Origin of the sequence: Microbacterium oleivorans NBRC 103075 (genome assembly GCF_001552475.1) — a bacterium.
Taxonomy (GTDB): domain Bacteria; phylum Actinomycetota; class Actinomycetes; order Actinomycetales; family Microbacteriaceae; genus Microbacterium; species Microbacterium oleivorans.
On sequence record NZ_BCRG01000010.1, the window covers coordinates 37,444 to 52,075 of the forward strand.

General features: G+C 70.4%; 12 protein-coding genes and 2 riboswitches. Of the genes, 5 read left to right on the forward strand and 7 right to left on the reverse strand.

Annotation, left to right across the window (positions count from 1 at the left end; translation table 11 throughout):
- Nucleotides 1–12: 12 nt before the first annotated feature.
- Complete coding sequence (locus MO1_RS10640) at nt 13–1,491, reverse strand: MDR family MFS transporter (protein WP_036312336.1); 1,479 nt, start codon at nt 1,489–1,491, stop codon at nt 13–15.
- A gap of 194 nt (nt 1,492–1,685) precedes the next feature.
- Between MO1_RS10640 and MO1_RS10645 the strand changes: the two genes are divergently transcribed.
- Nucleotides 1,686–3,563, forward strand: a complete 1,878-nt coding sequence (locus MO1_RS10645; RefSeq protein ID WP_060916012.1) for an ABC transporter ATP-binding protein — start codon at nt 1,686–1,688, stop codon at nt 3,561–3,563.
- A gap of 7 nt (nt 3,564–3,570) precedes the next feature.
- Here the strand turns inward: MO1_RS10645 and MO1_RS10650 are convergent, their stop codons facing one another.
- From MO1_RS10650 to MO1_RS10675, 6 genes are read right to left on the reverse strand one after another with little or no spacing between them, the layout of a single operon-like run.
- Nucleotides 3,571–4,533, reverse strand: coding sequence for a glycosyltransferase family 2 protein (locus MO1_RS10650; protein ID WP_036312340.1), 963 nt, complete (start codon nt 4,531–4,533; stop codon nt 3,571–3,573).
- On the reverse strand, nt 4,533–5,672 hold the full coding sequence (locus tag MO1_RS10655; RefSeq protein WP_060916013.1) for a cysteine desulfurase family protein: 1,140 nt from the start codon (nt 5,670–5,672) through the stop codon (nt 4,533–4,535). Before MO1_RS10655 ends, MO1_RS10650 begins: the two co-directional genes overlap by 1 nt.
- A gap of 1 nt (nt 5,673) precedes the next feature.
- Nucleotides 5,674–6,531, reverse strand: a complete 858-nt coding sequence (gene nadC, locus MO1_RS10660; RefSeq protein WP_036312344.1) for a carboxylating nicotinate-nucleotide diphosphorylase — start codon at nt 6,529–6,531, stop codon at nt 5,674–5,676.
- Nucleotides 6,531–8,063 carry an L-aspartate oxidase gene (gene nadB, locus MO1_RS10665; RefSeq protein WP_060916014.1) on the reverse strand — a complete coding sequence of 511 codons (1,533 nt, stop codon included), beginning with the start codon at nt 8,061–8,063 and terminating at the stop codon, nt 6,531–6,533. Before nadB ends, nadC begins: the two co-directional genes overlap by 1 nt.
- Nucleotides 8,060–9,385 carry a quinolinate synthase NadA gene (nadA, locus tag MO1_RS10670; RefSeq protein ID WP_036312347.1) on the reverse strand — a complete coding sequence of 442 codons (1,326 nt, stop codon included), beginning with the start codon at nt 9,383–9,385 and terminating at the stop codon, nt 8,060–8,062. Before nadA ends, nadB begins: the two co-directional genes overlap by 4 nt.
- Nucleotides 9,386–9,395: 10 nt before the next feature.
- Nucleotides 9,396–10,073: an NUDIX hydrolase gene (locus MO1_RS10675; RefSeq protein WP_060916015.1), complete on the reverse strand. Its 678-nt coding sequence runs from the start codon at nt 10,071–10,073 to the stop codon at nt 9,396–9,398.
- 141 nt (nt 10,074–10,214) lie between these two features.
- Here MO1_RS10675 and MO1_RS10680 point away from each other — a divergent pair, with 141 nt between their 5' ends.
- The 4 genes from MO1_RS10680 (at nt 10,215) to gcvH (ending at nt 14,595) form a co-directional block, all read left to right on the forward strand.
- On the forward strand, nt 10,215–11,387 hold the full coding sequence (locus MO1_RS10680) for a MarP family serine protease (protein WP_060916016.1): 1,173 nt from the start codon (nt 10,215–10,217) through the stop codon (nt 11,385–11,387).
- 62 nt (nt 11,388–11,449) lie between these two features.
- Nucleotides 11,450–11,535, forward strand: a riboswitch (glycine riboswitch).
- Nucleotide 11,536: 1 nt separating this feature from the next.
- Nucleotides 11,537–11,631: riboswitch (glycine riboswitch) on the forward strand.
- A 92-nt stretch (nt 11,632–11,723) separates the two neighbouring features.
- Nucleotides 11,724–13,088: an L-serine ammonia-lyase gene (locus tag MO1_RS10685; RefSeq protein WP_060916017.1), complete on the forward strand. Its 1,365-nt coding sequence runs from the start codon at nt 11,724–11,726 to the stop codon at nt 13,086–13,088.
- A gap of 11 nt (nt 13,089–13,099) precedes the next feature.
- Nucleotides 13,100–14,218: a glycine cleavage system aminomethyltransferase GcvT gene (gene gcvT, locus MO1_RS10690; protein ID WP_060916018.1), complete on the forward strand. Its 1,119-nt coding sequence runs from the start codon at nt 13,100–13,102 to the stop codon at nt 14,216–14,218.
- Nucleotides 14,215–14,595, forward strand: coding sequence for a glycine cleavage system protein GcvH (gene gcvH, locus MO1_RS10695; protein WP_060916019.1), 381 nt, complete (start codon nt 14,215–14,217; stop codon nt 14,593–14,595). Before gcvT ends, gcvH begins: the two co-directional genes overlap by 4 nt.
- Nucleotides 14,596–14,632: the final 37 nt, after the last annotated feature.

Here is a 14,632-nt window from a genome sequence, read left to right on the forward strand (position 1 = left end):
CTCAGCGAGCACTCAGTGTGCGAGTGCGGGTGTCTCCGCCTCGTCGACCGGGGCGGGCTTGCGCACGAACAGTGCCAGCACGACCGCCGCGGTGGCGACGATCGCGCCGACGAGGAACGCCGCGTGCACGCCGTCTGCCTTCGCCAAGATCTCGTCGCTTCCCTCGGCGAGACGGGAAGCCGTCGTGACCGTCATGATCGTGACGAACAGTGCTGTGCCGGCGGCTCCCGCGACCTGCTGCAGCGTTCCCACCGTTGCCGATCCGTACGGGTAGTAGCGGCGCGGGAGTGACCCGAGCGCCGAGGTGAGCAGTGGGGTGAACGTCAGGCCGAGCCCGAGGTTCAGAGCCAGGTGCACGGCGATGACGAAGGGCACTCCGGTGTTCGCATCGAACATGGTCATGCCCCACAGCGCGCCGGCCGCGATGATCATGCCCGGGATCACGAGGGGTGTCGGTCCGAAGCGGTCGAAGGCGTTGCCGACGAAGGGCGCCATGACGCCCATGAGGATGCCGCCGGGCAGCAGCATCAGACCGATGCCGAGGACGTCGAGCCCGAGCACCTGCTGCAGGTAGATGGGGAGCAGGACGATCGACCCGAACAGCGCCGCGAACACGACGACCACGAGCACGACCGCGAGGGAGAAGGCGCGGGTCTGGAACGTGCGGAGGTCGAGCAGCGCACTGTCCGTCTTCTGGAGGTGCAGCTGACGGAGGACGAAGAGGACCAGCGCCACCGCGCCGACTGCGAGCGGGATGCCGACGGGAACAGATGAGTGCCCCGAGGCCGACTCGCCGATGGCGCTGAAGCCGTAGATCAGTCCGCCGAAGCCGAGGGCCGCGAGGGGGACCGACAGGATGTCGAAGCGCGCGTCGGGTCGTGTCTGGGTGACGTTCTTGACCCAGACCGCCCCGAGCGCGATGGCGAGAAGCGAGATGGGCAGCATGACCCAGAAGATGGCGTGCCACGTCAGCGTCGACAGGATCAGCCCTGACACGGTCGGACCGATCGCAGGAGCGACCGCGATGACGACCGTGATGGTGCCCATCATCCGGCCGCGGTGCGACGGCGGCACGATGTTGAGCACGGTCGTGAACAGGAGCGGCATCATGATCGCGGTGCCGCTGGCCTGCACGATCCGACCCGCGAGGAGGACCTCGAAGCCGGGGGCGAGGGCGGCGATCAGCGTGCCGGCGGCGAACAGGCTCATCGCCGTGAAGAACACGGCGCGGAGAGTGAAGCGCTCGAGGAGGTACCCGGTCAACGGGATGACGACGGCCATGGTCAAGAGGAATCCGGTCGTCAGCCACTGGCCGGTGGCGACCGTGATGCCGAGGTCGGCCACGATGTCGGTGAGCGCGACGCTCATGGTCGTCTCGTTCAGGATGACGACGAACGCCGCGACGACGAGCAGCGCGATGACCGGTCCGGTCCTCGTGGGCGCCGGAGCGGGGGAGGCGATGGGGGTGGAGGCGGTGTCCGAGAGGGGCACGGGAGTCCTTCGAGTGGGAGAGGTGCGGAAAGCGGCTGTGCGGGAACCCGGCGATGTGGCCAGGGTACGGGCGGAAGGCAGTCGGCGCAGCAGAGAGCACGCGACGCGAGTCGTTCAGCTTAACCGGCGGGCGGAGCCGCGCATTCCCCGCGAGGCCGCCGACCTCGGCGCGGGGTTATGGTGACGAGATGAGTATGGGCGGACCCGGGGGCGGTCGGGGCGGGTTCCGCGCGGTCGACGAAGAGGCGCAGCGCCGACGCAACGCCTCGGCCCCGGAGGTGCCGGATCTCGGCCGACGGGTCGTGGCTCTGTTCCGTCCCTATCGTGCTCGCCTGGCGGTGACGGCGGTGCTCGTCGTCGCGGGCGCGGCCATCGGCGTGATCCCGCCGCTGCTCGTTCAGCGGATCTTCGACGACGCCCTGTTCCCCGTCGACGGGTCGTCGCCGCAGCTCGGACTGCTCGGCATCCTCGTGCTGTCGATGATCGGACTGTTCGTGCTCGGCGCCGGCCTCGGCATCGCGCAGACGTGGTTCACCTCGACGGTCGGAAATCGCGTGACGGGCGATCTGCGGGTGCGCCTGTTCGCCCACCTGCAGGCGATGGACCTCGGCTTCTTCACCCGAACGAAGACGGGAGTCATCCAGTCCCGGCTGCAGAACGATGTCGGCGGGGTATCCGGGGTCCTCACCAACACGGTCACGAGCATCCTCGGCAACACCGTCACGGTCATCTCGGCACTCGTCGCGATGCTCCTGATCGACGTGCGACTGACGCTCATCGCCGTCGTCATGATGCCCGTGCTGATCCTCGTTCAGCGCCGGGTCGGTCAGGTGCGCGCCCGAATCGCGGGGCAGACCCAGGAGTCGTTGTCCGAGCTCAGCGCGATCACGCAGGAGACGCTGAGCGTCTCCGGCATCCTGCTGTCGAAGTCGTTCAACCGCCAGCGCGCCGAGTCCGACCGATACGCCGCCGAGAACCGCACCCAGATCGGTCTGCAGGTGCGGCAGGCGATGAGCGGTCAGGGTTTCTTCGCCGTCGTGCAGATCATCATGTCGTCGGTCCCCGCGATCATCTACCTCGTCGCGGGCTTCTTCATCACGGGCGATGCCGTCCCCATCACGGCGGGTGCGGTCGTCGCGTTCACGACGGTCCAGGCCCGGTTGCTCATGCCGCTCATGGGACTCATGCGGGTCGCCCTCGACGTCCAGACCTCCCGTGCCCTGTTCGCCCGGATCTTCGAATACCTGGACCTCCGCCCCGCGATCGCCGACACGGCTGACGCGATGGACGTCGCCGACGCGCCGGGCCCCGTCGGTCGGATCGAGTTCCGCGGGGTGTCGTTCCGGTATCCGGATGCCGGGCCGCAGAGCCCCGCGACCCTCGACGGGGTGTCGTTCGTCGCCGAGCCTGGCCAGCACATCGCCTTCGTCGGACCGTCCGGCGCCGGGAAGACGACGATTCTGTACCTCGCGCCGCGCCTGTACGAGCCGGTGGCGGGGGCGGTCCTCTTCGCCGGGGCCGACGTCCGTTCGCTGACACAGGCGTCGGTCATCGATCGCATCGGCATCGTCTCGCAGGAGACCTACCTCTTCCACGCGTCGATCCGCGACAACCTCCGCTACGCGAGACCCGATGCGACGGATGCCGAGATCGAAGCCGCCTGCATCGCCGCCAACATCCACCACGTCGTCGCGGGCTTCGAGGACGGCTACGACACGATCGTGGGGGAGCGCGGGTACCGCCTCTCCGGCGGGGAGAAGCAGCGGATCGCGATCGCCCGTGTGCTCTTGAAGGATCCGCCCGTCCTGCTGCTCGATGAGGCGACCTCTGCGCTCGACACCGTCTCGGAGCGTGTGGTGCAGGAGGCGATCGACGAGGCCGCTCGGGGCCGGACGACGCTGTCGATCGCGCACCGGCTGTCGACGGTGATCGCGGCCGACGTCATCCACGTCGTCGAGGCGGGCCGCATCGTGGAGTCGGGGACGCACGCCGAGCTCCTCGCCGCGGGGGGCCTGTACGCCGAGCTCGCCGCGCAGCAGGTCGCCGCCGGCCGGATCGAGGGTGCGAGCTAGGCGGAGCTCACCAGGCGCGTGCTTCGGCGAGGAGCGAAGCGGATGCCCCTTCGAGCGCGACGTCTTCGCGTACGGCGCGGTCGGTGAGGTCGCGGGTGAACGCGCCGAGCAGCTGCCGGTATGCATCGTCGGGATGGTGCTCGGCGACCCGGACGAGAGCGGGGACGTCCATGTCGAGGATGAGGCGTACGCGCGAGCGTGCCGCGGCGGGGTGGCCGGCGGCATCCAGCACGGCGAGGCCATCCCGCATCCCGTCGAGGTAGTCCCGCAGGACCGGTACGGCGTGACGGCGCTGCGTGATCGAGGTTCCGTCGGCGCGCTCGCGCCACTGCACGACCACGTCGGGGAGGACGTCGATCGCGTCCGCCGCGGCGTACAGCTGCTGCGCGACGATCTGGTCCTCGTACGCCTTGTCTTCCGTGAACCGGAGGCCTTCGCGACGCCAGAGGTCGGTCCGGCTGACCTTCGACCAGGCGACGATGTTCCCCGACACGTCGGGGTGCTCCGCGAGCGTCGTCCGTCGCCGGGCGGGGGAGGTGGATGCCGCGACCCACGGCTGGACGACGCCCGGGGCGTAGTGACCGGCGGCATCCGCTCGGAGGCGTACATAGGCGCCGACCGCGATATCGCTGTCGGACTCCTCGAGACTGCCGACCAGGGCGTCCAGGGCGCCGGGTGTCATGATGTCGTCGGCGTCGAAGAACCCGACGTAAGGGGTGTCGACGAGGTCGAGTGCCTCGTTCCGGGAGGCGCCGAGACCCCGAGCCACCTCGTGTCGGAGGAGGGTGACGCGCGGGTCCTGTGCGGCTGCGGCGGCGAAGATCTCCGACGTCGCGTCGCGGGACGCATCGTCGACCAGGATCACGCGGAAGTCGGTGCGGGTCTGGGCGCGGAGAGACGCGAGGGCTTCTTCTGCGAAAGCGCCGACGTCGCGTCCGGGCACGATCACGGTGACGGTCGGGGTGCTCATCATCGCGATCGTACCGCCGCCACCGATTCAGCCACCGCATCGGCGAGCCGGGCCGGATCGACCGCCGCGTGGTGTCCGAAGCTGAAGCGCACGGAGGTCTGCGCGACCTCGGGAGCGACACCCAGCGCGAGTAGCACGTGCGAGGGCTCGTCGCTGCCGGCGGCGCAGGCGGACCCGCTCGAGGAGACGACGCCGCGCCGCTCGAGCTCGAGGAGGACCGCTTCGCCGCTGACACCCGCGAAGGTGAAGCTCGCTGTCCCCGGAAGCCGGCGCGACGGGTGTCCTGTCAATCTCGCCTCGGGCACGAGGGTCATCACACGGGCCGTGACGTCGTCGCGGAGCGCGCTGACGCGTTCGGCGGCCACGCTGCGCTCCGCCTCGGCGAGTTCGAGCGCGACGGCGAGCCCCACCGCGCCGGCGACGTTCTCGGTGCCGCTGCGCCGATCGCGTTCCTGGCCGCCACCGTGCAGGAGCGGTTCGAGGGGGACCCGCCCGCGAATCGCGAGCACCCCGATGCCCTGCGGGGCGCCGATTTTGTGCCCCGCGATCGACAGCGCATCCGCCCCGGTGCCCGCCAAGGGAAGCCAGCCGGCCGCCTGGACGGCGTCGAGGTGGAGCGGGATGCGGGCCGCCGCCGCGACGGCGGCGAGGGCCGCGGCATCCTGCACCGTCCCGATCTCGTTGTTGGCGTACCCGAGCGAGACGAGCACGGTGTCCTCGCGCAGGGCCTCGGCGAGAGTGGCGGGCGAGACGAGGCCGTCCGCGTCGACGTCGAGACGCGTCGCGGCGACGCCGTGGACCCGTTCGAGGAAGTCCACGGACGCGAGCACCGACTCGTGCTCGATCGCGCTCGTGACGACGTGACCGGGGCGGCCGCGGCGGAGGAGCGACGCGATGGCGATGCCCTTGATCGCGAGGTTGTTCGCCTCGGTCGCCCCCGACGTGAAGACGACGTCACCCGGACGCATCCCGACGACGGCCGCGACGCGGCGGCGGGCGTCGTCGAGGGCGGCGGCGGCGTCCTCTCCCACCGTGTGATGGCTCGAGGGGTTGCCGTAGCGATCGCCGAGGAACGGCAGCATCGCCGCCCGCACCTCCGGGCGTACCGGGCCGGTCGCGGCGTGGTCGAGGTAGAGCACGTCAGGCCTCGTCGATGCGGACGTCCAGCCCCAGGTCGAGCGCCCGTGCGGAGTGGGTCAGGGCGCCGACCGAGATGACGTCGACTCCCGTCTCGGCGATCGCGCGGACCGTCTCGAGCGAGACGCCGCCCGACGCTTCCACGGTGGCACGACCGTCGACCTGTGCGACACCGGTTCGGAGGTCGTCGAGCGAGAAGTTGTCGAGCATGATCGTGCCGATCCCCGCGGCCAGGACTGCCTCGATCTGATCGAGCCGATCGACCTCGACCTCGATGTGCGCCGTGTGGGAAAGGCGGGTCTTCGCGTCTCGAAGAGCTTCGGTGACGGACATCCCCGAGCGGGTCAGGACGGCGAGGTGGTTGTCCTTCGCCATGACGGCATCGGACAGGGAGTAGCGGTGGTTCGCACCGCCGCCGCTCCGGACGGCGTGGCGTTCGAAGGCACGCAGACCCGGCGTCGTCTTGCGGGTGTCGGCGATGCGGACTCCCGTGCCGGCGATCGCGTCGACGTAGCGTGCGGCCATCGTCGCGATGCCCGACATGCGCTGCGCGAAGTTCAGGCCGATCCGCTCGGCGGTGAGGATCGCGCGGGCGGGGCCCGTCACGACCGCGAGGACGTCTCCGACGGTGAAACGCCCGCCGTCTTCGACCCGCACGTCGACGTCCATTCGATCGTCGGTCAGGGCGAAGGCGGCGGCGAACACGGCGCCCCCGCTGAACACGCCCTCTTCGCGCGCGACGAGTTCCGCGGTGGCGGTGGCGGATGCCGGGATCAGCGCCTCGCTCGTGATGTCACCCCACGGGGCGTCCTCGAGGAGCGCGGCGCGGACGGTGGTCTCGATGACGGCGGGTGAGAGCATCACGCAGCCCCCTCCAGGTCGGAATGGACATGAGCGATTGCGGGATCGTCCGTGCGCAGGTGGGCGCCGACGGAGCCGGTGCGGGCGGCCGCGGCAGCGACCATGAGCTCCGCGACCTGCAGCAGGTTCGCGTCCTCGTGCTCGCGGAGCGCGCGCGGCGGGGTGGCCTCGGACCGCCACGCGGCGAGCGTGCGAGCCGCATGGCGAAGACCCTCCCCGTCGCGGGAGACACCGGCATCCGTCCACATGAGCTCCTGCAGAGCCTGTCGACTGAACGGGGTGTGCGGGATGCCGCCGGTCGCCGATGTCACCCTGGGGTCCGACGTGGGGGGAGGGACGGGCCACGGCGCGCCGGCATCCGAAGCGACCGCGGCGCCCGCCCGGGCCCCGAAGACGGCGCCCTCGAGCAGGGAGTTCGACGCGAGGCGGTTCGCCCCGTGGACGCCGGTGCGGGCGACCTCGCCGACCGCGTACAGGCCGGGCAGGTCGGTGCGGCCGTCCAGATCGGTGACGATCCCGCCCATGAGGTAATGGGCAGCCGGAGTCACCGGGAGGGGGTCGCGAGCCCAGTCGAGGCCGCGAGTGCGAACGGCGGCGTCGATCGTCGGGAATCGCCCGGCAAGGAAGGCCGCGCGTTCGCCCGCATCGGCGCTGTGGACGACGGTCGCGTCGAGGAGGACGGGCCGACCGCCCTGACGCGACATCGCGTCCGTGATCGCCCGGGCGACCACGTCACGAGGCGCGAGCTCACCGTCGGGGTGCACGTCGAGGGCGAATCTGCGCCCGCTTTCGTCGCGCAGCACGGCGCCCTCGCCTCGGACGGCTTCGGAGACGAGAAAGGCGTCGCCGACGGCGAGGACGGTGGGGTGGAACTGCATGAACTCGAGGTCCCGGACGCTCGCCCCGGCCCGCGCCGCCAGTGCGATGCCGTCGCCGGTCGCCCCCGCGGGATTCGTGGAGTGCGCGAAGAGCTCGCCCGCGCCGCCCGTGGCGAGCACCACCGCATCCGTCTCGATCCGCTCGCCGTCGAGGAGCGCAACACCGATGACGCGACCTTCACGAAGCACGAGGTCGGTGACGAAGGCATGCTCGCGGATGTCGACACTGCTCGCCCGCACCCGGCGGACGAGGGCGCGTTCGATCTCGGCGCCGGTGGCGTCCCCACCGGCGTGCAGGATGCGCGGGAATGAGTGGGCACCCTCGAGACCCGCGCGGAGGGCGCCGTCGGCGTCTCGATCGAACTGCACACCCGCGGCGATGAGGTCGCGGATGCGATCGGGTCCCTCGGTGACGAGGACCTCGACGGCATCCGGGTCGGCGAGGCCCGCTCCCGCGACGAGCGTGTCGTGTGCATGATCGGCGGCGCGGTCGGCGGGGGAGAGGACCCCCGCGATCCCGCCCTGGGCGTAGCGGGTGTTCGCCTCGGAGAGCGCGCCCTTCGTGACGAGTGTGACCGCGCACCCCGTGGCCTCGGCCCGGAGCGCGGCGGTCAACCCGGCGATGCCGGAGCCGACGACGACGACCGTGGTCATGGCTTGGCCGCCAGCATCCGCTCAAGTGCGACCCGCGCCGGAACGGCGACGTCGGCGGTCACCGTGATGCGATTGCGGACCTCACCGGCGACAAGGCCTTCGAGGACCCAGGCGAGGTATCCGGGGTGGATGCGGTACATCGTGGAGCAAGGGCAGACGACGGGGTCGAGGCAGAAGATCTCGTGCTGGGGGAATTGCGCCGCCAGACGCTGCACGAGGTTGATCTCCGTGCCGATCGCGAACGTCGTCGGCTCGGTGGCCGCGGCGATGGCTTTTCGGATGTAGTCCGTCGACCCCGCCTCGTCTGCGGCGTCCACGACGTCCATCGGGCACTCGGGGTGCACGATGACGCGGACGCCCGAGTGCTCGGCGCGGGCAGCGGCGATCTGATCGACCGTGAACCGGCGGTGCACCGAGCAGAAGCCGTGCCAGAGGATGACGCGGGCATCCGCGAGCTCCGCCTCGGTCGATCCGCCGAAAGCCTTGCGGGGGTTCCACATCGGCATCTGCTCGAGGGGGACCCCCATCGCCTTCGCGGTGTTGCGTCCGAGGTGCTGGTCGGGGAAGAAGAGCACCCGCCGCCCTCGTGCAAACGCCCACTCGAGAACGGTCCGCGCATTGGAGGACGTGCAGACGATCCCACCGTGCCGTCCGACGAATCCTTTGATCGCGGCGGAGGAGTTCATGTAGGTCACGGGGATGACGGGGACCAGGCCGTCGGCATCCGGTGTCTCCATGTCGCCGTACACGTCGGCGAGCTGCTCCCAGCAGTCCTCGACCTGATCGATGTCGGCCATGTCGGCCATCGAGCAGCCGGCGGCCAGGTTGGGGAGGATGACAGCCTGTTCGGGACGGGAGAGGAGGTCGGCGGTCTCTGCCATGAAGTGCACGCCGCAGAACACGATCGCCTCGGCATCCGGGTGCTCCAGTGCGGCGTTCGCCAGCTGGAACGAATCGCCGACGTAGTCCGCGTGGACGACGACCTCCTCGCGCTGATAGAAGTGCCCGAGCACGACGACGCGCTCGCCGAGGGTCGCCTTCGCGGCGACGATGCGGGCGGCGAGTTCGGCCTCATCCGCCTCCCGGTACTCCGCCGGGAGCTGTCCCTGTCGCGGGGCGCCCGTCGGGATGACGTCGCCCATGGAGGAGCCGGGACCGTACCCGGGCCGCGAGTCGAACGTCCAGGGGCCGGCGGCGAGATCGGTGTTGCAGGTTGCGGTCGTCGTCTCGCCGGCGACGATCGCCTGGATCTCGTGATCGACGCTGGGATCGACCGGGTGATCGACGGCGCGCGGCTGCAGGGTGAGGGGAGTGGCGGTCATGACGGATCCTTCACTGCGGGAGCGGGCCACGATCGGCCAGCTCGACGTCCTGGTTGTAGCGGTAGAGACGGGCCGGCCGGTGGCTGCCGGTGCGGAAGTCGTCGGTGGGAATGAGGGTGCCCGAGCCTTCGACCTGTCGACGGAAGTTGGCCGGGTCGAGGCGTCGGCCGAGGATGGCCTCGTACACCTCGCGGAGCTCCGCGAGCGTGAACCGGTCGGGGAGGAAGCCGTGTGCGATGCGGCTGTAGCCCACCTTGTTCCGAAGGCGCCACAGGGCGTAGTCGACGATGTGGTTGTGGTCGAAGGCGAGGTCCGGCAGATCGGTCGCATCGAACCACGCGACGTTGTGCTGCTCGGTCGCGGCCGTGACGTCTTCGCGTACCAGCGCCCAGTAGACGATCGAGACGACGCGTCCGGGGGAGCGGCCGACGTCTCCGAACGCGTACAGCTGTTCGAGGTAGCTCGGCGCGAGCCCCGTCGTCTCGGCGAGGGTGCGGGATGCCGTCGCGTCGATGTTCTCGGCGGGGTCGACCCAGCCTCCCGGGAGCGCCCAATGGCCCTCGTGCGGGTCGCGGGTCCGGCGCACGAGCGGCAGCTCGATGCGCGCGTCGTCGGAGTCTCGGCGCAGCCGGAAGATGACCGTCGAGACCGCGACGCCGATGGGGGTGGGGGGAGTTGTTCTTGTCATGGTGACCTTAAGTGGTGATCCCATCTTAAGGTCATGATGACCAGAAGCGCAAAGCGTGAGCCGATTCCCAGCAGCCGCCGCCTAGTCTGATCGAGAGGTACCGCCGGCACTCCCGGGTGGACTCGCCCAGGAAGGATCGCCGTGCTCGTCGTCGACATCATCGTCGTGCTCGTCCTCATCGCCGCGCTCTTCGGCGGCCTCCTGCGCGGTCTGGTAGCCACCGCCGGGACGCTCATCGGTATCGTCCTCGGCGCGGTCCTGGCGGTGTGGCTCACCCCCGTCATCGCACCGACATTCTCGGGTTGGGAGTACCGGAGCCTCGTCCTCGCCCTCATCGCCCTCGGCATCGTCGTCGCCCTCGCCTCGATCGGCACGGCTGTCGGGGCGCGGCTCCGCCGCGGCGTCGACCGGGCGAAGCTCGGCCCCGTCGACCGCATCCTCGGAGGTGTGGTGAACACCGGCGCCGCGGCCATCGTGCTGCTGCTCGCGAGCGGTGCGATCGTCGGATCCGGGATGCCGGGTGTCGCCCCCGCGGTCGCCTCTTCGCGCGTGCTGGGTGTCATCGACGCCCTCACGCCGCCGGGTGTCGACTCCGCGCTCGCCGAGTTCCGGGGGTTCATCGTCGACGAGGGCATCCCGCGCGTCGGCGAACTGCTCGCGCCCGAGGTGGAGCCGACGGCACCGCCGGTGTCGCTCGACGATCCGCAGCTGCAGCGGGCCGCGGCATCCGTCGCGCGCATCAGCGGCAACGCCTACGCGTGCGGCGCCTCGCTGACCGGCTCCGGATTCGTCGTGGCGAAGGACCTTGTCGTCACCAACGCGCACGTCGTCGCGGGCGTCGACACTCCGCTCGTCGAGCTTCCCGGACGGGATGCCGAGGAGGGGCGCATCGTCTACTTCGACCCCATCGACGACCTCGCCGTCATCAGCGTCTCCGGTCTGAATGCCACGCCGCTGCAGATCGTCGGCGACGTCGCGGCCGGCACACCCGTCGCGGTGCAGGGCTACCCGCTCGGTGGACCCTTCACGAGCAGCGCGGCCTACGTGCTCTCCGTCGGCGATGCGATCGTGTCCGACATCTACGAGAAAAGTTCGCAGCCCCGTGAGATCTACGCGCTCGAGGCCGAGGTCCGCCCCGGCAACTCCGGGGGTCCGCTCCTGACAGAGGCAGGCGAGGTGACAGGCGTCGTCTTCGCCCGCGGTCAGGATGACGACACTCGCGGATACGCCATGACCACTGACGAGCTGAGTCCCGCCCTGAAGGTCTCGCCGGACGCCGCAACCGTCTCCTCGGGAGAGTGCACGACCGACTGACGCCGTATCGGGGCAGCAGGGCCCGGTGATAGGCTCGCGCTCACAATCGCACACCGGACCATCGCGTCTGCTCGGGAGAAGCCCTCGTGGCTGCCGAAGGAGCAATCCCTCCCCGGAATCTCTCAGGCCCCCGTACCGAGCCGACATGGTCACTCTGAAAAGCGGCATCCTCTGCGGATGCCCGCCGACGGGGCAAGCGGGCATCGCCCGTGAAATCTCTCAGGCCGATGACAGAGGGGGAGGAACTCACCCGCATCCCGCTGCGCCGTCAGGAGTTCCGTTGTTCCCACTGTCACACCTCTTCCCCCTGTCACACCCACCCGCTCGATCGCCGCGATGTCTGTGAGCATCGGCGTCTTCGACCTCTTCACCGTGGGCATCGGGCCGTCCAGCTCCCACACGGTGGGGCCGATGCGCGCCGCCGCGGACTTCGTATCGCGGATCGATGCCGATCTCGCGACCCGTGTGCAGGTCGATCTGTACGGTTCGCTCGCAGCGACCGGTCGAGGTCACGGCACGCTGACCGCCGTCCTGCTCGGACTCGAGGGGCTGCAGCCGGATGAGGTGCTTCCTGCACAGGTCGAGGAGCGCACCGCCGCTATCCGCGATGAGCGTCGGGTCCGCGTGGGCGGGACCGGCGGCGTCCCTCTCTGCGAGGACGACGTCATCCTCCACCCGCTGACCATCCTCCCGGGGCACACGAACGGACTCCGCCTGAAGGCGTGGGATGCCGCGGGTGAGCTCCTCGATGACGCGGTCTACTATTCGACCGGCGGTGGCTTCATCGTCCGCGACGGCGAGCAGGCGGAGGCGATCTCCTCCACTCCCGTGCCGTTCCCGTTCGAGACGGCGGCCGAGCTCCTCGCCCACTGCGAACGCCAGGGCGTCTCGATGGCCGAGATCCAGCGTCGGAACGAACGCGCCTCGCGCAGCGACGACGAGATCACCGGCGGCATCCTGCATCTCGCCGACGTCATGGCGGATAGTGTCGCGTCCGGCGCCGCCCGTGAGGGGATGCTGCCCGGCGGCCTGCGTGTGCCGCGTCGCGCGCCCGCGTGGCAGGACCGGCTGCGGCGTGACGACCCGCGCGGCGACGACCCCGCGTTCTGGCAGGAGTGGGTGAACTTCGTGGCGCTGGCCGTCAACGAGGAGAACGCGTCGGGAGGACGCATCGTCACCGCCCCCACGAACGGGGCCGCGGGGATCATCCCGGCGGTGCTGCACTACGCGACGCACTACGCCGCCCGCGGCCGCTCGCGCGAGGAGATCGTCGTGCCCTACCTGCTCACCGCCGCAGCGGTCGGCGTCCTCTACAAGGCTCGAGCGTCGATCTCGGGCGCCGAGGTCGGCTGTCAGGGCGAGGTGGGCTCGGCCTCGTCGATGGCGGCGGCGGGACTCGCGGAGGTCCTCGGCGGGACGCCCCGCCAGGTCGAGAACGCGGCGGAGATCGCGATGGAGCACAACCTCGGCCTCACGTGCGACCCGATCGGCGGGCTCGTGCAGATCCCGTGCATCGAACGCAACGCGATCGCGGCGGCGAAGGCGATCAACGCCGCCAAGATGGCGCTGTGGGGCGACGGCACTCATCGCGTCTCGCTCGACGAGGTCATCGTGACCATGCGAGAGACGGGACGCGACATGAGCAGTAAGTACAAGGAGACGGCGCTCGGCGGCCTCGCGGTCAGCGTCGTGGAATGTTGAGCGGAGACGGCATGACCGGGACCACGACCGAGCCGCGGCAGTCGCCGCTGCACGAGCTGCATGAGCGGCTCGGAGCATCCTTCACCGATTTCGGCGGCTGGCTCATGCCGGTCCGCTACACGTCCGACCTCGCCGAGCACCACGCAGTGCGGCAGGCCGCGGGGATCTTCGACATCTCGCACATGGCGGAGTTCCGGATCGAGGGTGACGGCGCGGCCGACTTCCTCGACCGTGCCCTCGCCGGTCGCATCGGGGCGATGAAGATCGGCAAGGCCAAGTACTCGCTCGTGCTGGCCGGCGATGGCGGGATCGTAGACGACGTCATCGTCTACCGGATCACCGACGAGGAATTCCTCGTCATCTCCAACGCCGGCAACCGCGCCGAGGTCGCGGCCTCCTTCGCCGCCGTGGAGACCGGAGACGCCCGCGTCCAGGACATCACCGACAAAATGTCGCTCATCGCCGTCCAGGGCCCCGCGGCGCGCGGCATCCTCGAGGCCACTGCCGGCATAGCGGGCGTCCAACCGGCTCTCGCCGACATGACCTATTACTCGTGGGCGCTCGGATCGTTCCAGGACCGCAGCCTCTTCGCCGCGCGCACCGGGTACACCGGCGAGGACGGCTTCGAGCTCATGGTTCCGAACGAGACCGCCGCCGACCTCTGGCAGGCCGTCGCCGACGCCGGCGCCGCGCATGGCCTCGTGCCCGCCGGCCTCGCCGCGCGCGACACGCTCCGCCTGGAGGCGGGGATGCCGCTGTACGGCCACGAGCTCTCGCGCGACATCGTGCCCGCCCAGGCCGGCCTCGGTCGTGTCGTCGCCGCCGACAAGGCGGAGTTCGTCGGTAAGGACGGCCTCGCCGCCCGGGACACGACGGGCGCGCGCGTCCTCGTGGGCCTCAGCGCCGAGGGCCGTCGGGCCGGACGCGCCGGATACGCCGTGCTCTCCGGTGACGACACCGTCGGCGAGATCACCTCGGGAGCCCTCAGCCCGACCCTCGGCCATCCCATCGCGATGGCCTTCGTCCACCCCTCGGCATCCGCTGAGGGCACCGCCCTGACCATCGACGTCCGGGGGACCCGCATCCCCGCGACCGTCACCGCCCTGCCCTTCTACCGGAGACAGAAATGACCGACCTCACCGCACTCTCGTACACCGCCGAGCACGAGTGGATCGCCTTCGACGGCGATGTCGCCACCGTCGGCATCACCGACTACGCCGCCGAGAAGCTTGGTGACGTCGTCTTCGTCGAGCTCCCCGCCGTCGGCACGACCGTCACCGCGGGCGAGACCTGCGGCGAGATCGAATCCACGAAATCGGTGGGCGACCTCTACGCCCCGCTCACGGGCGAGGTCGTCGAGATCAACGACGCCGTCGTGGACGACCCGTCATCGGTCAACGCGGGCGCGTTCGACGCGTGGCTTGTGAGGATCAAGACCGACGGGACCCCCGCGGCCGACCTCCTCGACCGTAACGCCTACGTCGCACTGACGGGCGGCGAGGCGTGAGCTCGGCCTTCCGCGACCGCCACATCGGCACCGACTC

What these genes read in the sequence shown, in the direction of transcription:
- MO1_RS10645 (WP_060916012.1), top strand. Translation starts at nt 1,686, where the DNA reads ATGGGCGGACCCGGGGGCGGTCGGGGCGGGTTCCGCGCGGTCGACGAA.
- nadB (WP_060916014.1), bottom strand. Translation starts at nt 8,063, where the DNA reads ATGACCACGGTCGTCGTCGTCGGCTCCGGCATCGCCGGGTTGACCGCC.
- gcvT (WP_060916018.1), top strand. Translation starts at nt 13,100, where the DNA reads ATGACCGGGACCACGACCGAGCCGCGGCAGTCGCCGCTGCACGAGCTG.
- nadC (WP_036312344.1), bottom strand. Translation starts at nt 6,531, where the DNA reads ATGCTCTCACCCGCCGTCATCGAGACCACCGTCCGCGCCGCGCTCCTC.
- MO1_RS10650 (WP_036312340.1), bottom strand. Translation starts at nt 4,533, where the DNA reads ATGAGCACCCCGACCGTCACCGTGATCGTGCCCGGACGCGACGTCGGC.
- MO1_RS10685 (WP_060916017.1), top strand. Translation starts at nt 11,724, where the DNA reads ATGTCTGTGAGCATCGGCGTCTTCGACCTCTTCACCGTGGGCATCGGG.
- nadA (WP_036312347.1), bottom strand. Translation starts at nt 9,385, where the DNA reads ATGACCGCCACTCCCCTCACCCTGCAGCCGCGCGCCGTCGATCACCCG.
- MO1_RS10675 (WP_060916015.1), bottom strand. Translation starts at nt 10,073, where the DNA reads ATGACAAGAACAACTCCCCCCACCCCCATCGGCGTCGCGGTCTCGACG.
- gcvH (WP_060916019.1), top strand. Translation starts at nt 14,215, where the DNA reads ATGACCGACCTCACCGCACTCTCGTACACCGCCGAGCACGAGTGGATC.